The sequence below is a fragment of the Staphylococcus cornubiensis genome, from assembly GCF_900183575.1.
GTDB lineage: Bacteria > Bacillota > Bacilli > Staphylococcales > Staphylococcaceae > Staphylococcus > Staphylococcus cornubiensis.
In genome coordinates, this window is sequence record NZ_FXUZ01000001.1 from 137731 (window position 1) to 164432 (window position 26702).

Here is a 26702-nt window from a genome sequence, read left to right on the forward strand (position 1 = left end):
GAGGACGTTTCAAATGGGAGATGAAGTTTTTATCGTTACTTTATTTTAAGTTGGATGAGATTCTCAAAATACTTATGTGAAGAACTTTCTCACTTGTTTTAGTATTCATTCTCAATAGAAGAATGCTTTTCGTTTTATACAAATGACACAGATTTTGAAAGCGTTAATCGTTAAAGTAGGGAAGCGTTTGAATATGTTTGAAATTTTATTGAAAATGGATTTCTGTAGATATATGATACAATTAGGTTTTAGGCTATGTGATGTAACGCCACATAAGATAACGCATCACTGAAATAGTGATAATTGTCGAAAAAACCATAAAAGAACATGAAGAAATTAAGCTAAAAAATCGAAAATGGTTGTCTCGAAAATTGAGGTGAATAAGAAATGAAACTATGGACTTATGTAGGAAAAAATGTACGAATAGAATTGAAGAATGGCCAACAATTCATCGGTAAGGCTGATGATTATGACGATGAAATAGCTAATAATAGCGGAGAAGATTCTATTTATCTAGATACCGGAAAACAAATATACGAATTCGATGAAAGCCAAATTAAATCAATCGAAATTTTAGATTAAGCACTTAAAAGTCATTGAATCACTTGCAACACAAAAAATTGAGAAACAAAAAGCAATGTTTTTGGTGAAATGATTGGTAGATTTTACATTGAGAGACGATATATTGAAACGTAATAGGTAAAGTTGTACTATTGAAAAATCAGAACGCATGTTATTACTAAATGGAAAGGAAGATAAAGGATGAAGTTGTGGACTTATGTTGGCAAAAAAGTATCAATAGAATTTATTGACGGTCAGCGATTAACAGGAAAAGTTACAAACTATGATGACGAAATGGATAACGAAAGCGGAGAAGACTCTATCCACTTTGAATATGGCAATTCATTATATGATATCGATGAAAGCGAAATAAAATCGATTGAAATTATTGATTAACCACTTAAAAGTCATTGAATCACTCGCAACACAAAAAATTGAGAAACAAAGTATTTTACTTTTGCTGAAATTATCGGAAAAGACTATAGAGAAAGTGAATTTATAGAAACGTAGGGGACGGTACACTACTTAAAAACTGGTACTCACGTTGTTCCTAGAGAGGAGAAAGGTAAGCGATGAAATTATGGACTTACGTAGGGGAAAAAGTTTTGGTGAAAACTACTGATGGTCAACAATTCATAGGAGAAGTTACAAATTACGAGGATGAAGTGGCCAATGATAGTGGAGAAGATTCTATACATTTATCTACTGAACATCAAATATATGATATTGAAGAAAGTCAAATTAAATCAATTGAAATTTTAGAATAAGTAGTCTAAGTTTATTTAATCACTAATGCAGCAGGGCAATGTAGAAACAATAAGTCATTGATTTTACAGGAATGATTGGTAAATTATACATTGACAGATGATTTATAGCAACGTAATAAAGGTGCACTACTCAAAAACTAGAACTCATGTTATACCAAACGGGAAGGAGGATAAGCGATGAAATTATGGATTTACGTAGACAAAAGCGTACGTGTAGTATTGAAGAATGGTAAAGAATTTAATGGCAGTGTGTTCGGATATGATGAAGTAGCTAATGACAGCCGAGAAGATTGCATATATTTAGATGATGGTATGTTAGTTTTGTATGAATTTAGAGAAAGCGAAATAAAATCGATTGAAGTTTTAGATTAAGCGCCTGATGAAACGGTAAATCATTCATCCAGGTGCTCTTTTTATACTCAATTTTAAGCGACTGTGCTGCAGTGGCTTTTTTTATTGCCCAAACCGTGCTTATGGCGTTAAAAGATGCAAGTGTCGTCCACACCCATGCAATGACATAAAACTTGCAAGAGTAGATTTAAATGAGGTGCGAAATATGAAAGAACAATGGTTAAAGTTAAGCTTACAGTTTTTTAATGATGCGGGTACTGAAGCAAATACGGAAACAGATAATACTGTGGAAAATAGCGAATCAGCTGAGGAAACGAAAGATACGGAACAGTTGACTGAAGCGCAACTTAAATTAGTGAATGATCGTGTGAATGAGGGGTTAGACCTGTAAAGAAGAAAAAATAATGGAGATGCCTTGCCAAAAGAGGGTATGTTTTTTACTAGACGTCATTTTAAACCGTTTTTGAACGCAAAAAACACCAAGCATAAATATACTTGGTGTTCGAAAAATGATAGATTAACGTGAGTAGTACTCAACGATTAATTGTTCATTGATTTCAGCTGGTAATTCGCTACGTTCTGGAAGGCGAACGAAAGTACCTGTTAAGCTATCAGCATCGAAGTTTAAGTAATCAGGAACGAAATTGTTGATTTCTACTGATTCTTCGATGATTGCTAATTTACGTGATTTTTCACGAACAGTAATTACTTGACCTGGTTTTAATGTGTATGATGGAATGTCAACACGTTTACCGTCAACTTCTACGTGACCGTGACCTACTAATTGACGTGCTTGACGACGTGTACGCGCTAAACCTAAAGCGTAAACAACAGCGTCTAAACGGCTAGCAAGTAAGATCATGAAGTTTTCACCATGAACACCGCCTTGTTTACCAGCAGTTTCGAAAGTGTTACGGAATTGACGTTCAGTCATACCGTATAAGTAACGTAATTTTTGTTTTTCGCGTAATTGTAATCCGTACTCAGATAATTTTTTACGTTGAGTTGGACCGTGTTGTCCTGGTGCGTAAGGACGTTTGTCTAATTCTTTACCAGTACCTGATAATGAGATACCTAAACGACGAGATTTTTTCCAGCTTGAACCTCTGAATCGAGCCATAATGTGACTCCTCCTTTTTCTTTTTTGTTGTTATGAAAAAACAAAAAAGAGTGTTGAATGCTCAATAGGATATAATGTTTTATGTGTCCTCGCCTCATAGCTCCGGTTACACGGCACGTCCGCTTTGGGAACATCATAGCGCCTATCAATATTCAACTGCTATTTTCGTTTATTCACACAAAGGTTATTGTATCATGATATATACAAAAGTCAAACAAAATTTAAAATGGCTACTTAAAGATGTGCTTCTAAAACTTTCACAACATCTTCCAATCCTGCTTCGTCTACTTCTGAAAAACGTGAAGGAATAGGAGCGTCAATATCTAAAACACCAATCACTTCACCGTTTTTATGAATTGGAATGACGATTTCAGATTGACTGTTCGCATCACAAGCAATATGTCCAGGAAAAGCATGTACATCTGCGACACGTTGGGTTTGATTTTCTGCAACTGCTGTGCCACAAACACCTTTGCCGACTTCGATATGCACACATGCTGGTTTACCTTGGAAAGGCCCTAAAATCAATGCCCCGTCTTTCATTAAATAAAAGCCTACCCAATTAATTTGTGCTAAGTTTTCATTTAATAACGCAGATGCATTACTTAAATTCGCAATTAAATCTGTCTCACCATCTAACATTGCATCGAGTTGACGGGATAAGAGATGATAGTCTGTTGATTCTGTCATTCAGTTCACTCACTTTCTTGTCATTTTATTCCATATTATAAGCTAACTCTTGAATGCGACGCAATTTTCTGAGATATTTTGTATAAACTGCAAAAAACTGCAATTAATTTTAAGATTTTATTTTAATGCATCCTTAAATTACGTTATAATAGTTTTATGTATTTAGGAGGAGACGAGTGGACATGGCATTATATATTATACTAGCGATTATCATAGTTATTTTGATTGCAATCGGTGTTTTATTCTACATGCGATCAAACAAAAGGTCGATTATTCAATCTGCTGAAGAGAGAAGAGAAAAATTGAATGCATTGTCATATGATGAAAGTTTGGAGAAATTGAAAACGTTGCACTTATCTGGTGAAACAAAAAATCAATACGATGCACTGAACCAATCATGGACGGACACAACGAATAACTATTTAGCACCTGTTGATGAAAAAATCCATGAAGCAGAAATGAATCTAGATAAATTCAAGTTTTCATTAGCTCAAACTGACATTAATGATGCACATGCGTTAATGGATCAGTACGAAGCGAAACATCAAGAACTCATTAGCAAGGCGGATGAAGTTTATGATATGCATCAACAGAGCGACGAAATTTATGAAAGAAGTAAAGATGAACACCGTAAATTGAAGCGTGATGTCCTTGCAAACCGTCATCAGTATGGAGAGGCTGCGAGTTTACTAGAAAAAGAAATTGAAGGCTTTGAACCAGAATTCGAAGTGTATGAGTCTTTAAAAGCTGAAGGTAACTATCAAGAGGCGCACACACATATTCAGGGTTTAGATCAAGATATCGCTTATTTAAAAGAGGATATGAGTGAAATTCCTGATTTAATTCGCGAAGCACAAAAAGAACTTCCAGGTCAATTCCAAGACTTAAAATATGGCGTACGTGATTTGAAAGTTGAAGGCTATGATTTAGATCATGTGAAAGTCGACAGTACATTACAAGACTTGAAGACAGAGTTGAGTTTCGTTGAGCCAATGATTAGCCGTCTTGAATTAGATGAAGCAAATGATAAATTGGCGCAAATTAACGATCGCCTCGATGATATGTACGATTTAATCGAGCATGAAGTGAAGTCGAAAAACGCGGTAGAAGAGTCTAAAGAGCGTATTACGAATGATTTATTCCATGCTAAAGATATGAATTACACACTACAAACTGAAATTGAATATGTTCGTGAAAATTACTACATCAATGAAAGCGATGTTCAGAGCGTTCGTCAGTTTGAAAACGAAATACAAAATTTAATTTCGGTATATGATGAAATTTTATCTGAAATGGCAAAATCATCTGTGCGCTATAGTGAAGTTCAAGATAACTTAAAATATATTGAAGATCATGTTGAAGTCATCAATGCGAAACAAGAAAAATTACAAAATCATCTCGTTTCATTAAGAGAAGATGAAGCAGAGGCAGAAGAACATATTTTACGTGTCCAAAGTAAAAAAGAAGAAATTTATCGTCGTTTACTCGCTTCAAACTTAACAAGTGTGCCAGAACGTTTCATTATTTTGAAAAATGAAATCGACTATGAAGTACGTGACGTGAACAAACGTTTCAGTGAACGACCAATCAATGTGCAGCAATTGAAAGATAAAGTGAACAAAGTCGTCCTTCAAATGAACAAATTTGAAGATGAAGCCAATGACGTGCTCATTAATGCGGTGTACGCTGAACGTCTCATTCAATATGGTAACCGTTATCGAAAAGACAACCATGATTTAGATAAGAGCTTGAACGAGGCAGAACGATTATTTAAAAATAACCGTTACAAACGTTCAAGTGAAATTTCAGAACAAGCGCTGGAACAACTTGAGCCTGGTATCGCGCAACATATTGAACGAGAAGTATTAGAAGAACAAGCTTAATGGTTTAAATCAAATATCGAGATACATCGTGCATCTATCGTAGCTTTCATAGTTATGGTAGGTGCACTTTTTATTTATATATATTGCGTCGTGGTTGATTGTTGCTTTGCTGTTCGCGCATTCCATAAACGGTAGATGAATGGGATAAATACAATCCGAAAAGTTGACCGGAATAATAAAATTTTAGAAAATATCGAATGGATATGACATCAACGTCACGACTTGTAGTACAATGTAAAATGATATTTAAAGAGAGGAAGTCTGCACATGTTATATTTTGATAACGCAGCGACGACGAAACCCGATGCATCCGTGTTATCGAGTTTTATGAAAGTGAATGAAAAGTTTTATTATAACCCGAATAGTCCACATGAAAAAGGGCAAGAAGTCGAACGTTTGCTACAAAATGCAAGAGACCAAATCAAAACGACTTTGAAATTAAATGATGAAACATTGATTTTTACGAGCGGGGCAACAGAATCCAATAATATGGCTTTAAAAGGGGCAGCGCATCAGAAAAAACATTTTGGACGCACCATTTTGACATCCGTACTTGAACACCCATCTGTATTAGAGGTAATGCGCGAATTAGAACGTGAGGGTTTCATATTAAAGTATGTTAACGTCACAGCTGAAGGGCGTATAGATATTGAACATTTAAAATCACTGTTATCGAATGATGTGATATTAGTGACATGTATGCAAGTCAATAATATTATGGGACAAATTCAACCAATTGAAGAGATTGTGGCGTGCTTAAAACCTTATCCAAAAGTGCATTTTCATGTCGATGCCGTTCAAGCATTGGGGAAATTTCCTATTCAAATGACAGGCATTGACAGTTTATCTTTAAGCGGGCATAAATTCAATGGTTTGAAAGGGCAAGGCTTGCTCATTTTAAAAAACTTGCATCAAATCTATCCGACGATTCAAGGTGGCGGTCAAGAGTTTGGTTTACGCAGTGGAACAGTGAATGTCGCTAGTGATGTGGCATTAGCGAAAGCGATTCGTTTAGCTGAAGATCATCGTCATGCTTTAATGCAAACGCTATCGGAAGTGACTGCTGCATTACGTGAGATGATTGAAGATTATCCGGGTGTCGTCATCAATTCGCCAGTTGACGCATCTCCACATATTTTGAATTTAGCTTTTCCTGGTGTCCGTGGCGAAGTGTTAGTGAATGCCTTTTCAAAACAAGGGATTATGATTTCGACGACGAGTGCATGTTCATCCAAACATTCCAATGTGAATGAAGTATTAAAATCGATGAATATTTCAGTGTCGCGCATTTTAGGTAGTATTCGGTTGTCATTCGATCGACATACGACGATGAAAGATATTGAGACGTTTAAAGCAGCGTTTCATCAAGTATATAGAGAAGTTGAGGAGTTGTTAGAAAAATGATTTATGACCATATTTTAGTTCGTTATGGAGAATTGACATTAAAGGGTGGCAATCGTAAGACATTTGTGAGTCAGTTACGTTCAAATGTAAAACGTGCACTCATGCCATTAAAAGGGTATGAAGTGAAAGCCAATCGTGACCGTATGTATATTCAATTAACACCAGAAGCAGATATTGAAGAAATGATGACACGCATTTCTAAAGTGTTCGGTGTACATTCGATTAGCCCGGTTTTAAAATTAGAAAAATCAATGGAAGCGGTGTATGAACACGCGAGGTTGTTTGCTCAAGATTATGAAGCGGGTGATAGTTTTAAAATTGAAGTCAAACGTTCAGACAAAAACTTTGAATACGAAACATTTGCGATTCAACGTATGGTCGGTGGAGAAGTGCTTAAAAGTAATAAATCACTACACGTGGATGTACGTCAACCCGATCATGAAATCAAAGTTGAAGTACGTCTCGATGCAATTTATATGTATGACCGCATCATTCCAGCAATTGGTGGCTTACCTGTCGGTACGGGAGGTAAGACGCTATTAATGTTGTCAGGCGGTATTGATTCACCCGTTGCAGGGATGGAAGTAATGCGTCGTGGTGTGACAATTGAAGCGATTCATTTCCATAGTCCGCCATTTACAAGCGAAAAAGCAAAAGAAAAAGTGATTGAATTGACACGAATTATGGCTGAAAGAGTCGGTTCAATTCGTTTGCATATCGTTCCTTTTACAGAAGTTCAAAAGCAAATTCATAAAGTGGTGCATGAACGCTATACGATGACTTCAACACGTCGTATGATGTTAAGAATTGCGGATAAAGTCGTGCATCAAATTGGAGCTGACGCCATTGTGAACGGTGAAAATTTAGGACAAGTGGCCAGTCAAACTTTGAAAAGTATGTATGCCATCAACGCTGTAACGAACACGCCGATTTTACGTCCATTGTTGTCATTAGATAAAGAAGAGATTGTTAAAAAGGCGAAAGCTATTGGCACGTTTGAAACATCTATTCAACCTTACGAAGATTGTTGTACGATTTTCACGCCGAAAAACCCAGTGACTGAGCCGCAATTTGAAAAAGTATTGCAATATGAATCAGGTTTTGATTTTGAAGAGATGATTGATAGAGCAGTAGACAATATTGAAACGATTGTAATAGATAAAAACTATCAAATCCATCAAGATGAACAAAATGAATGGGATGATGACTTGTTCTAAAAGGGGGATAAACAATGATTTTAGAATGGGATGGGACACTAATTTTAATGATCATTGGTTTAGGGTTTTTAGCGGCATTCATTGACGCTGTTGTTGGTGGCGGTGGATTAATCTCTATACCTGCACTTCTCGCGATTGGGATGCCTCCAGCTGCTGCGTTAGGAACAAATAAATTAGCGAGCGCATTCGGATCATTGACGAGTGCGATTCGCTTTATTCGTTCGGGTAAAGTGGATCTACCAATTGTTTTCAAGCTGTTCCCTTTGTCTTTTATTGCTTCGATTTTAGGTGCAATTGTGGCAGTTTATTTGCCTGCAGAACTATTAAAGCCACTGGTGATAGTGATTTTGTCATTGGTGCTCATCTATACGTTATTGAAAAAAGATTGGGGAAGTATTCGTACATATACGACTTTACCTTTATACAAATTGATTTTATTTACTTGCCTCATTGTTATTATTGGCTTTTATGATGGCTTTCTTGGCGGTGGTACAGGATCCTTTTTGCTTTTCGTATTTTTATTACTCGGCTTTGATTTTTTAAGTGCTGCAGGAAATGCGAAAGTATTGAACTTTGCTTCTAATCTCGGTGCATTGCTATTGTTTATTTATTTAGGCCGCGTCGATTACGTTTATGGTTTAATCATGGGTGCAAGTATGATTGCTGGCTCATATACTGGCGCGTTATTTGCACTTAAAAAGGGTGTCGGTTATGTCAGAATTTTGTTTGTTGTTGTTACAATTGTTTTGATTTTGAAAAATGTGTGGGACTATATTGCCGCGTATTAATGACGACTGATAGTGACCGAAATGAATCGATTTTAAAATTCATATGATTTCTTATAGTTATTTGACCTAAAGACTATATTTTTTTGTTATGATAAATTTGAAAAAACAATTGAAAGGAAGTTGATTATGTCAAAAAGGATCATAGCGATTATATTAGCATGCGTTATCGTGCTTGGCGGTATTTTGATGAGTGCCATGACATCAGTTGTATCATCTTTTATGAGTGGAGATTTTAATATCACTGATGAAGCAACAAGTACTGTGCTTGAAGAAGGTGATAGCAGTAAAAGAATAGCCGAAATCGTCGTACAAGGAGAGATTATTGATACAGGTGCAAGTGGTGGTTTGTTCGGTGGTGGCGCTGGTTATAATCACCAAGCTGCTTTAAAACAACTTGAAACAATTAAAAATGATGATTCTATTAAAGGCGTACTCCTTGATGTGAATAGTCCAGGTGGCGGTACATATGAAAGTGATGAGTTTTATCAAAAAATAAAAGAAGTTAAAAAGTCAGGTAAAAAGATTTACGTGCAAATGGAAAACTTAGCTGCGTCAGGTGGTTATTACATTTCAGCGCCTGCTGATAAAATTTATGCGGGTCCGCAATCGTTGACAGGTTCTATCGGTGTCATCTCTGAGTCAAAAGATTATTCAGAGCTGTTAGACAACTTAGGTATTAAAACGAATACAATTAAATCAGGAGCACATAAAGATATTTTGAGCAGCTCACGAAAAATGACAGATGAAGAAAGAGAAATCTTACAATCAATTAATAAGGATAGTTTTGATCAATTTGTGAATGTCGTTAAAGAAGGACGTCACATGTCAGAATCAAAAGTGCGTGAATTAGCGGATGGTCGTATCTACAGTGCTCAACAAGCGAAAAGCAATGGTTTAATTGACGACATCGGTTATAAAGATAAAACATTAAAAGATTTGAAGAAAGCGATTAAAGTTGACAACCCAGAAATTGTTACTTTCGATCCTGAAGAGAGTAGTTTAACGAGTTTCCTAGGTATGAAATCATTCATTAATAATTTACGTGCAGATTTGAAAGGTGTTAAATCAATTATTAATAATGAATCACAAACACGACCAATGTATAAATATGAAGGGTAGGTGATTGAGATGCAACGTTCTAATGAATATAACTATAATCCGTCTCAACCTCGCCCAGAAATATCACAAACGATGCATGGGAATGATTCCGAGGAACGTGCAACACGAACATTAGAAAAGCACCGTTATGAACTCGATGGGTTTTTCTATGCTGGGTTCGGAAGACGATTTTTCAGTTATATTATCGACCTTGCGATTTTATGGGGATTCACACAAATTGTTTTAAATCCAATTTATGCACTGACTGGTATTGACGAGTGGAAGTTATGGATTAATCAATTCAGTGTCGGACACTTGCTAGATGCATTGATATATTTCGCTTACTTTGTTTTAATGACGAAATATTTTCAACAGACAGTCGGTAAAATGATTTTAGGCATTAAAGTATTTCGACGTGATTTTACCTCATTGAACTGGTCTGATGTATTGTTTAGAGAATGGATTGGCCGTATTATTTCCAATGTATTTTTTGGCTTGCCATATTTAGCAGTACTTTTCACACCAAAACATATCGGCGTACACGATTACTTTGCGGATACGGTCGTTGTTAAAAATAAATACCTTCATTATATTAAAGAAACTGAAGGTGTATGACGTGATTACATGGCATTAACGCGATATAATAGTAAAATAATATGATTAAGGGAGGCACTATTGATGGCACAAATTACATTTAAACAAAACCCAGTTGAATTATTAGGTAAAGAAGTTAACGTTGGGGATCAAGCACCAGACTTCACAGTAGTAGACAATAGTTTACAACCTGTGACACTTGCAAATTATGATGGTAAGAAAAAGTTAATCAACGTTGTCCCATCTCTTGACACAGGTGTATGTGATCAACAAACACGTAAATTCAATGAAGAAGCGAGTGCTGAAAACGGGTACGTATTAACGATTTCAGTAGACTTACCATTTGCGCAACAAAGATGGTGTGCATCAAGTGGATTAGACAATGTGATTACATTGAGTGATTATCAAAGTCGTTCATTTGGTGAAAACTATGGTGTCATTATGGACGGTTTACAATTATTAGCACGTTCTGTATTTGTATTAGACGAAAATAATAAAGTGGTATATAAAGAGATTGTACCAGAGGGTACGGATTTCCCTAACTTTGAAGCAGCACTTGAAGCTTATCGCAACATTTAATGGATTATGAATGACCAAGTTAAGTGGAGATTCGATATGTCGGGATACTTTTTCTACCTGAAACGTATCAGCTCTACGACAATGTTGTTTTAGTAAAATTGCTATTGAAGTTAACAAAGGGAGATTCAGAAGACGCACCTTTTACGTGTGCTTCTGAATAACTCCCTTATTTTTATGAAAGGACGATGAAGAATGACTGAAAGCGTCTCTATTATGGAGAAATTGTTTCATCAACTCGATGAAAGAACTCAAAAATTAAACGAAGAAAATGGGCAAAGCTTTATTGAAAATTTAGGATTAGCGATGGAGCAACTTTACACATCTGAACGTGATTTACTAGAACAAGCGACACTTCAAGATAGAAGAAAAGCATTTCAATTTGCATACTTAAATCAACTGCAAAAAGAAGAAGTTCAAGCGAATCATCAAATTACACCCGATTCTATAGGCCTCATTCTAGGGTTTTTAGTTTCTCAATTTAAAGAAGGTACAGAAGCATTGCATATTGCGGATTTAGGGAGCGGTACAGGGCATTTAAGTGCGACTGTTCATGAGGTGATGGCGGACTTTACGATTATGCATCATTTAGTTGAGGTCGACCCAGTGCTTTCTAGAGTAAGTGTCCATCTTGCTAACTTTTTAGAAATACCATTTGATGTTTATCCTCAAGACGCAATTATGCCACTCCCTTTTGACGGAGCTGAAGTGGTTATTGGAGATTTGCCGATTGGTTATTACCCGAACGATGCCCGTAGCGAACAGTTACAGTTAGGTTTTGATGAGGGACACAGTTTTGCACATCATTTATTCATTGAGCAAGCAATTGAAGCGGTGAAGCCATCTGGATACGTTTTTCTTGTGGTGCCAAGCCAACTTTTTGAAGGTGACTATGTAAAACAGTTAGAAAATTTTATTGCAACAGAAACAGAAATGCAAGCGTTTCTTAATTTACCTAAAACATTATTTAAAAGTGAACGCGCCCAAAAATCAATTCTTATTTTGCAACGTAAAGAACAGCATGTAACAAAGCCTGTAGAAGTTTTGTTAGCAAATATTCCAGATTTTAAAAACCCACAAAACTTCCAACAATTTTTGTCTGAATTAAGAACGTGGTTGTCACAAAATCAACCTAAAAATTAGGCTGTTACACTCTTGAAATCAAACTGTATTAATGGTTAAATAGATGTGTATAAAATATAAATATATTGGAGGCCGTTGACATGTCAAAGTTAATTTTGGCGATTAACGCTGGTAGTTCATCATTAAAGTTTCAATTAATCGAAATGCCAGAAGAAAAATTAATCACTAAAGGTTTAGTAGAACGTATCGGATTAAAAGATTCAATCTTCACAATTGAAGTAGATGGCGAAAAAATTAAAGAAGTAGAAGATATTAAAGATCACGAACAAGCTGTTAACATGATGTTGGACAGTTTACAAAAACATGGTGTGATTAAAGATATTAACGAAATCGATGGTACAGGTCACCGTGTCGTACATGGGGGCGAAGTTTTCCCAGAATCTGCATTAGTTACAGATGAAGTGGTTAAAGATATTGAAAAATTGACAGACTTAGCACCACTTCATAATCCAGCTAACTTAATGGGTATTCAAGCATTTAGAAAATTGCTTCCTGAAATTCCACACGTTGCTGTATTTGATACATCATTCCATCAAACAATGCCTGAATCAGCATATTTATATAGCTTACCTTACGAATACTATAAAGAATATGGTATCCGCAAATACGGTTTCCACGGTACAAGCCATAAGTATGTGTCTCAACGTGCAGCTGAAATTTTAGGTAAACCACTTGAAGAATTACGCATCATTTCATGTCATATCGGTAACGGGGCTTCAATCGCTGCGATCGACGGTGGTAAATCAATCGATACTTCAATGGGCTTCACACCATTAGCGGGTGTTACAATGGGAACGCGTTCAGGTAACATCGACCCAGCTTTAATTCCATTCATTATGGAAAAAACGGGTAAAACAGCTGATGAGGTACTTAATATTTTAAATAAAGAATCTGGTTTATTAGGTATCACCGGAACTTCTTCAGACTTACGTGATATTGAAGAAGATGCAAAAGAAGGAGAAGAACGTGCAGAGTTAGCATTAGAAGTGTTTGCTTCACGTATCCATAAATATATGGGTTCATATGCGACACGTATGCATGGTGTAGACGTGATTATCTTTACTGCAGGTGTGGGTGAAAACTCAGACGCAGTTCGTGCACGTGTATTAGAAGGATTAGAATTTATGGGCGTTTACTGGGATCCACGTAAAAATGAAGGCTTACGCGGTAAAGAAGCTGAATTAAACTACCCACATTCACCTGTAAAAGTATTAGTTATCCCTACAAATGAAGAGGTTATGATTGCACGTGATGTCATGACTTTCGGGAACTTAGAAGGATAATTAGAGTCAATATAAAATTTCGATATAAAAAAGACAGTATGAGGTGCGGCACATCCGTGTCTCGTACTGTTTTTTATTATGAGTCGGTTTTAATGTGATCATAGTCATTATATATGTAAAACAAAAGAGACTCGGAAACGAATTTCCAAGCCTCTTTGTCATTCATGAGGGGGCATTTCATTAAGTTTTCGTAGCTTCTATTTACTACTAATGGGCTTATTATTCATAATTGACTATCAAATAGTCGGAATATAAGCGTGAATAGATAGCATCGAAACGCTTTATGTCCCATTTCTAATCAAATGTTTGGTACAGGGTTTAATTAAATACTGTAATCTTTAAGTAGTTCATCTGTTGCTACTTTCGGTTCAAAGTTTTCTGGAATTTGCTCAGTACGTACAACTAATACATCACATGCTGAATGACGTACAATCGCTTCAGATACAGAACCTACGATAAATCGTTCTACCGCATTCAGACCTGAAGTACCACACATCACAAGGTCAACTTCTGTATTTTCATCACTAGCAAGTTTTGGAAGTACAGACTTAGGTGATCCGAATTCTAAACGTGTTTCAACATTTTGAATGCCTTCGTCTAGCGCCACTTGACGGTATCCATCTAACAATTTTTCTGCAAATGATTTAGACTTTTCAGTGAAGTGTGAATCGTAAACTTCAAAAGATGTATAAGTTCTTGAATCGATGACATTTACAATAATCAGTTTAGCATCGTTACGTTTTGCAACAGCAACTGCTTTGTTAAATGCCCACTCAGCTTCATGAGAACCATCAACAGCAATTAAAATATTTTTGTACATATACATAGCTAAAACCCCTTTCTTATTTCACTTTTATTATATCATATCATCTCTCAATTTAAGTGAAATTTATATGAACTAAAAATACAAAAATTGTTATGATTGCGCTTACATATTGTATGCGTTATGATTAGTTCTGGAGGTGCAAGGAGTATGAGAATTGGAATTCCGAAAGAGATAAAAAATAATGAAAACCGTGTAGGCTTATCACCAAGTGGTGTGCATGCACTCGTAGAAGCTGGACATGAGGTGTTAGTCGAAACTAAAGCAGGTGAGGGCTCTTATTTCGAAGACGCTGATTACGTTCAAGCCGGTGCAAACATCGTTACGCGTCAGGATGATGTTTGGAATGTCGACATGGTTATGAAAGTTAAAGAGCCATTGAAAGAAGAATATGGATACTTTAGAGAGGGACTTATTTTATTCACATATCTTCACTTGGCAAATGAACCTGAATTAACAAAAGCGTTAATTGACAAAAAAGTGGTGGCGATTGCGTATGAAACGGTACAACTTGGTGATCGTTCGTTACCGCTACTTACACCAATGAGCGAAGTTGCAGGACGTATGTCTACACAAATTGGTGCACAGTTTTTACAACGTTTTAATGGTGGCATGGGTATTTTACTTGGTGGTATTCCAGGTGTCCAAAAAGGTAAAGTCACTATCATTGGTGGGGGACAAGCAGGAACAAATGCAGCACGTATTGCTTTAGGTCTTGGCGCAGATGTGACAATTCTTGATGTGAATCCTAAACGTTTACAAGAACTTGAGGATCTCTTTGATGGACGTGTGCAGACGATTATGTCAAACCCATTAAACATTGAATCACATGTTGTAGAAAGTGACCTTGTCATTGGCGCGGTATTAATTCCGGGGGCAAAAGCACCGAAATTAGTGACAGAAGACATGATTAAAAACATGAAAGCAGGTTCTGTTATTGTAGATATCGCGATTGACCAAGGCGGTATTTTCGAAACAACAGATAAAATTTCTACACACGATGATCCAACATATATTAAACACGGTGTCGTACATTATGCCGTTGCGAACATGCCAGGCGCAGTGCCGCGTACGTCAACAATTGGTTTAAATAATGCGACATTACCTTATGCATTACAAATTGCGAATAAAGGGTACCAACGTGCATTAACAGAAAACGTACCACTTTCACACGGTTTGAATGTATTCAATGGTTATGTTACAAACAAAGCTGTTGCTGAAGCGTTTGATTATGAATATACACCGGTAACGCAAGTATTAACTGAGTCTAAATAATAAAAAGTGTCGAGATAAGCGAATCATCGTTTACCTCGACATTTTTACTTAGTGTGCTATTCAGATAATATGTGCACTTAAGTTTTTACGATGTGTGTCCCATGAACTTCTTGAAAGGGGAATAATTCTAACAATGCATCTAAATTCTCATAATTCAAGCCGCCACCTGGCATAATTTCAATTTGTCCTTTTGATTGTCGCACCCATTTTGCAAGTTGTGGTAAGTTATCAAATAGATTCGACTGTGCAGGTCCCCCATGCGTCAGTAATCGTGTCACACCTAAATCAATCAGTTGTTGTAATGCTTTAGATTGACCTTCAAGATAAATATGATCAAAGGCCATATGACAAACGACACGTGTTGGAGCAGCGCGTTGGATGAGTGTTTGCATTTGAAAATGATGTAACGTATCCTCGTCTGTTAGGCATCCGAATACAAAATAATCTATCGGCAATGTTTTAAGTTGTCGTATATCAGCTTGCATCGATTCAAATTCATACCAATTATAGACAAACGAACCACCACGAGGACGAATCATGACAGCCAGTTCAGCACCATACATTTGGCACATTTCACTCGCGATTTTAACCATACCATAACTCGGTGTTGTCCCGCTTTGTGCCATATTTTCACATAGCTCAATTCGATTGGCGCCTGCTTTCAGTTTAGCTTCAACTTCTATTAAAGATGATGCGACCGCTTCTTTAATCATTTCGGATAACCTGACAGTGACTCATAGCCATTTTCAGTTACTAAAATGTCATCTTCAATGCGGACACCTGCTACATTTGGTACATAAATACCAGGTTCAATGGTCAATACCATACCCACTTCAAGCGGATTTTCGTTTGTACTTGAAATATCTTGATATTCATGCGCTTCAAGACCTAAACCATGTCCTAAACGGTGTGGGAAATATTCGCCGTATCCTGCTTCTGCAATAATTCCTCTCGCAATATCATCAAGTTCACTAATTGTGACACCTGGTTTGATATGTTGAATGGCTTCTTGCTCTGCTTTTAATACGATATTGTAAATCTCTTGTGCTTTTTCATCAGGTTGTCCAAATGCGACAGTTCGCGTAATATCGCTGCAGTAATGATTGTAAATGACACCTAAGTCAAACAACACATATTCGTTATTTTTAAGTTGTCGGTCTCCAGGTGTACCATGTGGTGCTGCTGCATGGTCCCCGAATAATACCATCGTGTCAAAGCTCATTTCATTGACACCATATTTCTTAATTTCATTTTCAATATGATTTACAACTTCTCGTTCTGTGACACCTTCTTTTAAGAACGATACACCGATTTCCATACATTTGTCAGCTAATTTCGCCGCCTGTCTTAAAGCTTCGATTTCATCCGTAGTTTTAACATTTCGCAATGCACGAATGACGGGGTCAGCTGCGCCAAAAGTTTGTACAGAAAAAGCAGTTTGAAGTGCGTAATAACGTTGTACTGTTAAATGATTTTCTTCAATCAATAATTTTTCATACTTTTCTTGGTGTTTGTCGAAAGGATTTTCTGTGTCTAAGTATCCGATGATATCACCTTTAAATGGAGAGGCCTTGACTTCTTCTACTTCCAATTGAGGACAGAATAAAATTTGTTGACCATCTGCGCGAACAAGCAATGCAAATAAGCGTTCATGGGGGTCAGATTTATAGCCTGTAAAATAAAAGATGTTGATGGGATTTGACACCCACATTGCATTCGCTTCTTGTTCTTTTAACGTTTGTACGAGTTGTTCTATTTTTGACATAAAAACGCCTCCTTTAATTCTTCATTTTATGACAGTTAATTTGAGAATGCAAAGTGCGTGCTACGAGATGTTTGAATAGAAGGTTTTAAGTGTATAAAAATAGCGGAAGTTATTTTGTTTTTCGAAATAAAAAACTTGAAAGATGACTTTAGGTTAGGGGACTCTTGGCAATCGAAATATTTAGATTTATGGTTGAGAGCCTGTTAATATAAAGTTAGGAATCTGCATTACACATGATGAAGGAGGATGCGACATGAAATTATCTTTTCATGGTCAATCGACTGTATATTTTGAAGCAAATGGAAAATCAGGTATTATTGATCCTTTTATAACAGGAAATGGACAAACAGATTTAAATATTGAGGACTTAAAAGTGGATTATGTGATTTTAACACACGGTCACGAAGATCATTTTGGAGACACAGTTGAAATTGCAAAACGCAACAATGCAACTGTGATTGGCTCAGCTGAAATGGCGAACTACTTATCAACAAATCAAGGTATCGAAAATGTTCACCCTATGAATATCGGCGGAAAATGGACATTTGATTTTGGTGTTGTCAAATTTGTTCAAGCGTTTCATAGCTCAAGCTTAACAGATGATAATGGTATTCCGATGTACTTAGGTATGCCAATGGGTGTCATTTTAGAATTAGAAGGTAAAACGATTTATCATACAGGTGATACAGGTTTATTCAGTGATATGAAGTTAATTGCTGATCGTCATCCTGTTGACGTATGTTTTGTGCCGATTGGTGATAATTTTACGATGGGTATTGAAGATGCGAGTTATGCGATTAATGAATTGATTCAACCCAAAGTGACTGTGCCAATTCATTACAATACGTTCCCATTGATTGAACAAGATCCAGAGGCGTTTAAGAAGCTTGTGAATGTTGGGGAAGTTCAAATTGTAAAACCTGGTGAAGCTGTAGAACTTTAGTATTGTCTTTTTGACTATTTTTACACAGCTGTATTGATATTGCGTGTTAAATTGAAAGATTGTGGTACTATTCTTTGAACCATAATGGATTTGCATCATTTGTTGCTGTCTAGGACTCGCGTTCTTAGGGGACTTGCCTCAACTAAATTCGGCTTGATTAAAGTGAACACGAGTTGGAAGCCGAATTGGATTTTCGGCTGCGTCTGATCCCTCAAGAGTCTCGTCCAGACTTGCAAACAAATGAGCCAATCTCATTAAAATGTGGAAAGAATAGTACTCATAATCTTTTTTATATGCGGTTTATCAATACAAATTGTTCTAAAAGATTTCACTTACAAAAACAATTCTATAATGTACTGCTCTGGCTAGGTTATACTATTGAAGGGGTTTTAATGGATACATATAATTGGTTGGACTAAGTTGTGGCTGATTTGGGCCCCGCTTACTATGCCTCAGGAGTGTCGCCCATGCGCCTCACCTTAAGTCAAACATTCGATTAAAAAAAGTGAAGGGTCGTTCTGACAATCTTTTTTATAAATTTTATCGATACATCATGTTGTAAAAGATTTCACTTGCAAAACAACTCTATAATATGCTCCTTTGGATAGGTGTTACTATTTGAAGGAATTTTAATGGATAGACGTCAATGATTGGATTATGGTGTATTTTTTACGTGTAATTCAAAAGTATGGCATAATGCTTGTGGCTGAAACGTATTGAGTTGTTAAAACATATAGGAAGGAGCTGGGACACAGTTGCGTTTCCCAGCTCCTTAATTGATGGCGATTTCTATAATCGAAATGAATCTAATTCAAATCGTGTCGACTCAGTTGATTTACTTTGTCGGCTATTTGAGTTTATTTCACAATGAGTACAGGGATTTTGGCACGTTTCGCTACTTTATGGCTTACGCTACCTAATACGAATTTTTTAGCCGCTTCCGCTTTACGGTTACTTAATACGACAATATCGTATTTACCGCTGTTCGCATAGTTTACGATTTTTTCTTTTGGATTGCCACGTTCGATAATTTCTTCATATTGCAAACCATTTTGTTCTAATGTGTCGCGAGTCGGCTGCATTTGTGTATGGCGAATTTTTTTCAGTTCCTCATAATGCGTCCCCATTTTTACAGAAGCTTGGACGTCTTGTTCTCCGATGATATTGAGCAAAGTCACAACGGAGCTGTCGCCTGAAATTTTAACAACTTCTTGTAGCGCTTTCGCATTTTTTAAATCTGTATCCACTGCAAGTAAAATATTTTGATGCATCTCTATCATCCTCCTTAAAACTAGTGTAACAAAAATATCGGTAAATGTTATTCAATACATATTTGAAGGATTTATTTATCTAAAATATGTTGAATCGACATTATTTTAACCGATTTATAAAGTGACCAAACATTTATTGGTTATCATTTCGCATTACGATTTGAAAAACGTTATAATAAAAGAAATAAAGTTGATGATATGGGGATTTAGAAGTAGCTCACAAGTCAATAAAGGGGTATCTACTTTATGATAAATTACTATCTTACATTCAGAGGCATCACAAGTTTCAGTGATATGACATAACAATAGAGGGAGATACATGACAAAGCACGAACAAATTATTAAACATATTGAATCATTATCTGTAGGTCAAAAAATTTCAGTACGTAAAATTGCTAAAGATTTAGACGTCTCAGAAGGTACAGCATATCGGGCAATTAAGGATGCAAGTCAGCGTGGATTAGTGGCATCGATTGATCGTGTTGGCACAGTTCGAATCGAAAAGAAGACACGTGCAAAAGTCGACCATTTAACGTTTGGAGAAATCGCGAAAATTGTAGATGGCCACTTAATAGGTGGTAAAGGGGGTCAGTTCAACTCGCTCACTAAATTTGCGATAGGCGCGATGGAAGTTGATAATGTCGTCAACTTTGTCTCTAAAAATACATTATTGATTGTCGGAAATCGCTTGGATGTACAAAAAGCAGCGTTGGAACGCGGGAGTGCGGTACTGATTACAGGTGGTTTCGATACGACTGACGAAATTAAGAGAATGGCAGATGAACAAAATCTACCAATCATTTCTTCTAATTATGATACATTTATGGTTGCCAATATTATAAATAGGGCGATGTACAATCAAATGATTAAAAAAGAAATTTTAGTCGTTGAGGATATTGTCATCCCAATCGAGCAAACTTCTTTCTTGTATGATGAAATGACTGTCGCTGATGTCGGCAAAAAGTCGCGTGAAACGTCACACTCTCGTTTTCCAATAGTAGATCGTCAAAACAAATTAGCAGGATTAATTACGAGTAAAGATATAATTGGTAAAGATTTGGATGAAAAGCTTTATAGAGTGATGACCAAACCAGCGATTAGTGTACAACTGAATACGACTGTTGCAAGTTGTGCGCATTTGATGATTTGGGAAGGGATTGAACTATTACCCGTCACAGGAAATCAAAAACAACTTGTCGGCGTGATTTCACGAGAAGATGTATTGAAAGCGATGCAAATTGTTGGACGTCAGCCACAAGTTGGCGAAACAATTAATGATCAAGTCGCGAAGCATATCGAAATTCGTAACCAACAAATCATTGTTGAAATCACACCACAACTGACGAATCAATTTGGGACATTGAGTAAATCGGTGTCAGTCGCTATTATTGAAGAAACCATCAAATCTGTGATGCGTAAACATAAAAAGTTAGAAGTAATGATAGAAAGCTTAAATATCTTTTATATACGAACAGTGCAAATCGAAAGTGAAGTAGAAGTGAATTACACGATTTTAGATATGGGACGTAATTTTGCGAAATTAGAAGTAACGATGGTCAGTGCGAACCAACCCGTTGCGAAGGCATTAATTATGTGCCAACTATTAGATCATTAAGGAGCGTTTATATGAAGTTTATTCCAGAAATTCAAGAACAAATTAAACAATATGACACGATTATAATTCACCGTCATGTGCGACCTGACCCTGATGCGTTAGGTTCACAGTTTGGATTAAAAGAATACCTTAAAACGAAATATCCAACGAAAAATGTTTATGCTGTAGGAACAGAAGAACCGACACTTGGATTTATGGGCGCGTTTGATACGATTGACGATGCTCAGTATGAAGATGCGCTCGTTATTGTATGTGATACTGCAAATGCAGCAAGAATTGATGATGCACGTTACGATCGAGGCAATGCATTAATTAAAATCGATCATCACCCACCTGTAGATGCGTATGCTGAAATTAACGATGTCGATGTCAATGCTTCATCCACAAGCGAGATGATTTTCGATTTGATTCAAGGTTCTAATGATTTAGCGTTGATGAATGATAAAATCGCGAGTGCTTTATATTTAGGTATCGTTGGAGACACAGGGCGCTTTTTCTTTAACAACACGTCACCTAAAACGATGGCTATCGCGAGTCAGTTATTACAATATGACATTCACCATAACCGCCTATTGAATCAGCTTGGCGAAAAAGATCCTCGCTTAATGCCGTTCCATGGCTACGTACTTCAACATTTCGAACTTTTTGAAGACGGTTTTTGCCAAGTGAAAATTACGCATGATGTGTTAGAACAATTCGACATAAAGCCAAATGAAGCATCGCTATATGTCAATGCGGTGGCTGATTTGAAAGGCTTGAAAATATGGGTGTTTGCAGTAGACGAAGGTGAAGAAATTCGCTGTCGCATCCGTTCAAAAGAAATTACGATTAATGACGTTGCAGCTGACTTTGGTGGTGGCGGACATCCGAATGCCTCTGGTGTATCCGTAGAGACTTGGGAAGAATTTGATTTACTTGTCAAAGCGCTTCGTCAAAAACTATAACAAGTTAAAGAAGGTGACTTAACGATGGTTGCACATTTAAATATTCATACGGCTTATGACCTTTTAAATTCAAGCATTACTATCAAAGGGGCCGTTCAGCGCACAATTGAATTAGGATATTCAGCCATCGCGATTACCGACTTGAATGTCATGTATGGGATACCCCAGTTTTACGATGAGTGTATTAAACAAGGCATTAAACCTTTATTAGGGATGACGCTCTATCTTACTGACCAATTGAATGTGTTGGAAGCAGTGGTCATTGCTAAAAATAATGAAGGTTTGAAAAATTTATTTAAATTATCCTCTGAAATTAAAGTGAATCGTATTGAACATGTTTCAATATATGAAATGAAAGATTTGCTCAATGATACAGTGGTCATTTTTAAAAATATGACGAATCAAGAAAAACATTGGCAAGATGAAATGCCTGACGGTGCGACATGTTATATTGACCATCAATCAGCAACGGACTGCGAGATGCCACATGTTTTTATGCAAGCTGCTTATTATGAAAAGGCAGAAGATAAAAACACGTTAAAAGTGTTACATGCGATTCGTGATAATACGAAAGTAAATTTAGTGGAGTCGTATGAGGCACCAACGGAACATATTTATGATGTCAAAGCGTTATATGAAGCGCGATACGATGAAGAATGGTTGGCGCGAACGGATGAAATTGCCAACATGTGTGATGCAGAACTTCAGTATCATCAGGCTTTATTACCTGAATTTGTGACACCAGATGGCAGTTCAGCTAATGACTACTTATGGGCTGAATTACAACGGGCACTCACGCATTTCGGACTTACAGAAGCACGTTATCGAGAACGTTTAAAATATGAATATGATGTCATTACACACATGGGCTATGCGGACTACTTTTTAATTGTCAGTGACTTGATTCGTTATGCAAAATCAAACGGTGTGATGGTCGGTCCAGGACGGGGTTCATCAGCAGGTTCATTAGTGAGTTACTTATTAAATATTACGACGATTGACCCGCTTCAATACGATTTGCTATTTGAACGGTTCCTTAACCCTGAACGTGTGACGATGCCAGATATTGATATTGACTTTGAAGATACACAACGCGAAAAAGTGATTCAATATGTACAGCAAAAATATGGTGATTATCGTGTCGCAGGTATTGTGACGTTTGGCCATTTACTCGCAAAAGCTGTCGCGCGAGATGTCGGTAGGGTAATGGGCTTTGATGAAACAACATTAAGTGAAGCCTCCAAATTAATTCCGAGCAAACTAGGTGTCACACTGGATGATGCTTACAAAGAAGAACGTTTCAAAGCATTTGTACATCGCAATCATCGTCATGAACGCTGGTTCGAGTATTGTAAGAAGTTAGAAGGGTTACCACGTAATACGTCCACGCATGCAGCAGGGGTTATTGTGAATGACCAGCCGCTGTATCATTCGATTCCATTAACTGAAGGTGAGACGGGTCTACTGACGCAGTGGACGATGACTGAAGCGGAACGAATCGGCTTATTAAAAATCGACTTTTTGGGACTACGTAACTTAACGATTATTCATCAAATCATTAAGCAGGTGGCGCGTGATTTGAAAGTTGACATTGATATTGAACAAATTCCATTTGACGACCCTCATGTTTTTGAACTGTTATCTCGTGGAGACACAACAGGGATTTTCCAACTGGAGTCTGAAGGCGTGCGTCGTGTTTTACAAAAGTTACAGCCTGAACATTTTGAAGATATTGTCGCCGTGACGTCACTTTATCGACCAGGACCAATGGAAGAAATTCCAACGTATATTCGCCGTCGTCACGATCCGAGTCAAGTGACTTATTTGCATCCAGATTTAGAACCTATTTTGAAGCGCACATACGGAGTCATTATTTACCAAGAGCAAATCATGCAAATTGCGAGTCAGTTTGCAGGATTTTCTTATGGTGAAGCGGATATTTTACGTCGTGCGATGAGTAAAAAAAATAGAGAGGTTCTTGAAAATGAACGCCAACATTTTATTGATGGTGCGAAAGCAAAAGGATATGCAGAAGCGTTAAGTGGTCAGATTTTTGATTTGATTTTAAAATTTGCTGACTACGGTTTCCCGCGTGCACATGCGGTGAGCTATTCAAAGATTGCTTATATGATGACCTATTTGAAAGTGCATTATCCAGCCTATTTTTATGCCAATATATTGAGTAATGTGATTGGTAATGACACGAAAACAAAGATGATGATTCAAGAGGCTAAGAAGCAACGTATTACTATTCACGGACCACATATTAATAAAAGTCAATGGCGTTATGTCGCAACGCATGAAGGTGTTTATATTTCATTAGGGGCAATTAAAGGTGTCGGCTATCAAAGTGTACAAACCATTATGGCAGAAAGACGTGAACATGGTCCGTTTAAAGACTTTTTTGATTTTTGTAATCGTATCCCAGGTCGTTTAAGATCACGTCGTACATTAGAAGCGTTAATTTTAACTGGAGCGATGGATAGTTTTGGTAAAAATCGTGCGACATTATTGCAATCGATTGATAAAGTGTCAGATACAGATACGACGATAGATACAGGACTACTTGAAGGCGTCGCAACAATCAAACAAGAATATGCTGAAACTGAAGAAATGTCGAGTCAGCAGTTAAGTGATTATGAAAAACAGTATTTAGGGTTTTACGTGACGGCACACCCCGTTGAAAAAACGTTTAAGAAAAAACAATATCTTGGTATTTTCCACCTCCATGCGCACGCACAGCATCAACCGGTACTCATTACACTAGATGCAGTACGTGTCATTCGAACGAAGCAAGGTCAGCAAATGGCATTTGTAGAATTAAACGATGGTATCAGCACAATGGATGGCGTCATTTTTCCGAAAACATATCAACAATTGTCTGAGACTTTAGAGACAAGTGGATTTTATATTATATGGGGCAAGTTTGAAAAAAGAAATGACAAACTTCAATTGATTATCAACCGGTTAAGCCCTTTAGAAAGTTTTGAAAAAGAAAAGAGACAACAAACACGTAAAATTGTCATTAGAAAAGGGATGACTGATGCATTAGCGCAACAATTTCTAACTACAGAGCCATTGGATAATGGTGTTGCAGTCTACCAATTTCAAGAAACCAACAATCAGTTTCTATTTAAAGGTTATTTAATTCAACCTGACGTTCATTTAGATGACCTATTAGAATCGATTGAACCAGAACATATTCGTTTGTTATAATAATATGGTATTTTGCGCGGGTAAGTGGATAATGTAAGCGTTATACCTTACTTTGATATGCGTATATTATGTGCTATAGTATAATGGCGATTAAAAGAGGACTTAAAAATATAGTTGGAATTTGGAAATGGGAGATGATCATAAATGTCCTTAAGAGATGATGCACTGCAAATGCATAAAGAAAATCATGGCAAGTTAGCCGTTAGTCCAAAAGTGAAAGTGACGAATAAAGAAGAATTAAGTTTAGCTTATTCTCCTGGTGTAGCTGAGCCATGTAAAGATATACATGAAAGACCAAGTCGTGTTTACGATTATACAATGAAAAGTAACACTGTTGCGGTGATATCAGACGGTACAGCGGTTCTCGGATTAGGGAATATTGGTGCCGAAGCAAGTATTCCTGTTATGGAGGGAAAAGCCGTACTTTTTAAAAGTTTTGCAGGCGTTGATGCTTTTCCTTTGTCACTTGCAACGAATGATACAGAAGAAATTATTCGCACGGTGAAACTCGTTGAACCTAACTTTGGTGGTGTCAACTTAGAGGATATTTCTGCACCGCGCTGTTTTGAAATTGAAGAGCGTCTCAAAAAAGAAACCAAAATTCCAGTTTTTCATGATGATCAACACGGGACTGCGATAGTAACAGTGGCCGGTTTAGTTAATGCGTTACGTATTGTTGATAAAGACTTAGCAGATATTAAAGTTGTACTTAACGGTGCAGGCGCTGCAGGTATTGCAATTGTTAAATTACTTTATTCATATGGTGTGCGTCACATGATTATGTGTGATTCTAAAGGTGCTATTTATGAGGGTCGACCATATGGTATGAATGCAACGAAAGAAACAGTGGCGAAATGGACGAACAAAGATAAAGTTGAAGGTAAGCTGACTGATGTCATTCAAGGCGCAGATGTCTTTATCGGTGTTTCAGTTGCAGATGCGCTTTCAGAAGAAATGGTACAATCAATGAATGATGACGCTATTATTTTTGCGATGGCGAATCCAAATCCTGAAATTACACCAGACAAAGCTAAAAATGCAGGTGCTAAAGTCATCGGTACAGGACGTTCGGACTTCCCTAACCAAATTAATAACGTTTTAGCATTCCCAGGGATTTTCCGTGGCGCATTAGATGTGCGTGCGACACATATTAATGAAGAGATGAAACGTGCAGCAGTAGAAGCAATTGCTAATTTAATTACGGATGAAGAGCGTAACCCTGATTATGTCATTCCTGGACCATTCGATTATCGTGTTGCGCCATCTGTAGCAAGAGAAGTGGCACGTGCTGCAATGGAATCAGGTGTTGCACGTATTGAAGTCGATCCTGACGATGTATACGAGAAGACGTTATCACTCACAGATTTAAAGTAAT

Annotated in this window: 26 protein-coding genes; 20 read left to right on the forward strand and 6 right to left on the reverse strand. The window is 36.9% G+C overall.

Features of this window, described 5'->3' with window-relative positions; translation table 11 throughout:
* The first annotated feature begins 387 nt into the window (after positions 1–387).
* The 5 genes from CCE82_RS00795 to CCE82_RS00815 all read left to right on the forward strand — a co-directional run bounded on the left by CCE82_RS00795 (position 388) and on the right by CCE82_RS00815 (position 2070).
* Entirely contained in the window at positions 388–582 is a 195-nt protein-coding gene (locus tag CCE82_RS00795; protein WP_086427541.1) for an LSM domain protein, read from the forward strand.
* A 180-nt stretch (positions 583–762) separates the two neighbouring features.
* On the forward strand, positions 763–957 hold the full coding sequence (locus CCE82_RS00800; RefSeq protein WP_086427542.1) for an LSM domain protein: 195 nt from the start codon (positions 763–765) through the stop codon (positions 955–957).
* Between the two features lie 176 nt (positions 958–1133).
* Positions 1134–1328: an LSM domain protein gene (locus tag CCE82_RS00805; protein ID WP_086427543.1), complete on the forward strand. Its 195-nt coding sequence runs from the start codon at positions 1134–1136 to the stop codon at positions 1326–1328.
* Positions 1329–1505: 177 nt separating this feature from the next.
* Positions 1506–1700 (forward strand): LSM domain protein, encoded by a 195-nt coding sequence (locus tag CCE82_RS00810; protein WP_086427544.1) that lies wholly within the window; start codon positions 1506–1508, stop codon positions 1698–1700.
* 184 nt (positions 1701–1884) lie between these two features.
* On the forward strand, positions 1885–2070 hold the full coding sequence (locus CCE82_RS00815) for a hypothetical protein (RefSeq protein WP_086427545.1): 186 nt from the start codon (positions 1885–1887) through the stop codon (positions 2068–2070).
* Between the two features lie 126 nt (positions 2071–2196).
* On the opposite strand, the gene rpsD is transcribed toward CCE82_RS00815, so the two are convergent.
* Positions 2197–2799, reverse strand: a complete 603-nt coding sequence (rpsD, locus tag CCE82_RS00820; RefSeq protein ID WP_086427546.1) for a 30S ribosomal protein S4 — start codon at positions 2797–2799, stop codon at positions 2197–2199.
* Positions 2800–3033: 234 nt separating this feature from the next.
* Complete coding sequence (locus CCE82_RS00825; protein ID WP_086427547.1) at positions 3034–3489, reverse strand: GAF domain-containing protein; 456 nt, start codon at positions 3487–3489, stop codon at positions 3034–3036.
* Between the two features lie 182 nt (positions 3490–3671).
* On the opposite strand from CCE82_RS00825, the gene ezrA reads away from it, so the two are divergent.
* From ezrA to CCE82_RS00870, 9 genes are all read left to right on the forward strand, one after another.
* Positions 3672–5372, forward strand: a complete 1701-nt coding sequence (ezrA, locus tag CCE82_RS00830; protein WP_086427959.1) for a septation ring formation regulator EzrA — start codon at positions 3672–3674, stop codon at positions 5370–5372.
* A gap of 267 nt (positions 5373–5639) precedes the next feature.
* The gene (locus CCE82_RS00835) at positions 5640–6776 is read left to right on the forward strand and encodes a cysteine desulfurase family protein (protein WP_086427548.1); all 1137 of its coding nucleotides are present in this window, start codon (positions 5640–5642) and stop codon (positions 6774–6776) included.
* Positions 6773–7993, forward strand: a complete 1221-nt coding sequence (gene thiI, locus CCE82_RS00840; RefSeq protein WP_086427549.1) for a tRNA uracil 4-sulfurtransferase ThiI — start codon at positions 6773–6775, stop codon at positions 7991–7993. Before CCE82_RS00835 ends, thiI begins: the two co-directional genes overlap by 4 nt.
* Before the next feature lie 14 nt (positions 7994–8007).
* Positions 8008–8781 carry a TSUP family transporter gene (locus tag CCE82_RS00845; protein WP_086427550.1) on the forward strand — a complete coding sequence of 258 codons (774 nt, stop codon included), beginning with the start codon at positions 8008–8010 and terminating at the stop codon, positions 8779–8781.
* Positions 8782–8907: 126 nt separating this feature from the next.
* On the forward strand, positions 8908–9900 hold the full coding sequence (sppA, locus tag CCE82_RS00850; RefSeq protein WP_086427551.1) for a signal peptide peptidase SppA: 993 nt from the start codon (positions 8908–8910) through the stop codon (positions 9898–9900).
* A gap of 9 nt (positions 9901–9909) precedes the next feature.
* Positions 9910–10494 carry an RDD family protein gene (locus tag CCE82_RS00855; RefSeq protein ID WP_086427552.1) on the forward strand — a complete coding sequence of 195 codons (585 nt, stop codon included), beginning with the start codon at positions 9910–9912 and terminating at the stop codon, positions 10492–10494.
* A 63-nt stretch (positions 10495–10557) separates the two neighbouring features.
* Positions 10558–11052 carry a thiol peroxidase gene (gene tpx, locus CCE82_RS00860; protein ID WP_086427553.1) on the forward strand — a complete coding sequence of 165 codons (495 nt, stop codon included), beginning with the start codon at positions 10558–10560 and terminating at the stop codon, positions 11050–11052.
* Positions 11053–11244: 192 nt separating this feature from the next.
* A complete protein-coding gene (locus CCE82_RS00865) occupies positions 11245–12192 on the forward strand; it encodes a class I SAM-dependent methyltransferase (RefSeq protein ID WP_086427554.1) in 948 nt (315 codons plus the stop codon).
* Positions 12193–12272: 80 nt separating this feature from the next.
* Positions 12273–13475 (forward strand): acetate kinase, encoded by a 1203-nt coding sequence (locus CCE82_RS00870; protein WP_086427555.1) that lies wholly within the window; start codon positions 12273–12275, stop codon positions 13473–13475.
* Between the two features lie 322 nt (positions 13476–13797).
* On the opposite strand, the gene CCE82_RS00875 is transcribed toward CCE82_RS00870, so the two are convergent.
* Positions 13798–14301, reverse strand: coding sequence for a universal stress protein (locus CCE82_RS00875; RefSeq protein ID WP_086427556.1), 504 nt, complete (start codon positions 14299–14301; stop codon positions 13798–13800).
* 147 nt (positions 14302–14448) lie between these two features.
* Here CCE82_RS00875 and ald point away from each other — a divergent pair, with 147 nt between their 5' ends.
* Complete coding sequence (gene ald, locus CCE82_RS00880) at positions 14449–15573, forward strand: alanine dehydrogenase (protein ID WP_086427557.1); 1125 nt, start codon at positions 14449–14451, stop codon at positions 15571–15573.
* 77 nt (positions 15574–15650) lie between these two features.
* Here the strand turns inward: ald and CCE82_RS00885 are convergent, their stop codons facing one another.
* On the reverse strand, positions 15651–16286 hold the full coding sequence (locus CCE82_RS00885) for a copper homeostasis protein CutC (RefSeq protein WP_086427558.1): 636 nt from the start codon (positions 16284–16286) through the stop codon (positions 15651–15653).
* Positions 16283–17338: a M24 family metallopeptidase gene (locus tag CCE82_RS00890; protein ID WP_086427559.1), complete on the reverse strand. Its 1056-nt coding sequence runs from the start codon at positions 17336–17338 to the stop codon at positions 16283–16285. The genes CCE82_RS00885 and CCE82_RS00890 overlap by 4 nt, the downstream gene beginning before the upstream one ends.
* Before the next feature lie 253 nt (positions 17339–17591).
* Here CCE82_RS00890 and CCE82_RS00895 point away from each other — a divergent pair, with 253 nt between their 5' ends.
* Entirely contained in the window at positions 17592–18281 is a 690-nt protein-coding gene (locus tag CCE82_RS00895; protein ID WP_086427560.1) for a metal-dependent hydrolase, read from the forward strand.
* Positions 18282–19138: 857 nt separating this feature from the next.
* Here the strand turns inward: CCE82_RS00895 and CCE82_RS00900 are convergent.
* Complete coding sequence (locus tag CCE82_RS00900) at positions 19139–19552, reverse strand: universal stress protein (protein ID WP_086427561.1); 414 nt, start codon at positions 19550–19552, stop codon at positions 19139–19141.
* Positions 19553–19871: 319 nt separating this feature from the next.
* Between CCE82_RS00900 and CCE82_RS00905 the strand changes: the two genes are divergently transcribed.
* The 4 genes from CCE82_RS00905 (at position 19872) to ystJ (ending at position 26701) form a co-directional block, all read left to right on the forward strand.
* Entirely contained in the window at positions 19872–21167 is a 1296-nt protein-coding gene (locus tag CCE82_RS00905; protein WP_086427562.1) for a DRTGG domain-containing protein, read from the forward strand.
* A gap of 11 nt (positions 21168–21178) precedes the next feature.
* The gene (locus CCE82_RS00910; RefSeq protein ID WP_086427563.1) at positions 21179–22111 is read left to right on the forward strand and encodes a DHH family phosphoesterase; all 933 of its coding nucleotides are present in this window, start codon (positions 21179–21181) and stop codon (positions 22109–22111) included.
* Between the two features lie 24 nt (positions 22112–22135).
* A complete protein-coding gene (locus CCE82_RS00915) occupies positions 22136–25327 on the forward strand; it encodes a DNA polymerase III subunit alpha (protein WP_086427564.1) in 3192 nt (1063 codons plus the stop codon).
* 144 nt (positions 25328–25471) lie between these two features.
* Positions 25472–26701: an NADP-dependent malic enzyme gene (ystJ, locus tag CCE82_RS00920; RefSeq protein WP_086427565.1), complete on the forward strand. Its 1230-nt coding sequence runs from the start codon at positions 25472–25474 to the stop codon at positions 26699–26701.
* The last annotated feature ends 1 nt before the right edge of the window (position 26702 follow it).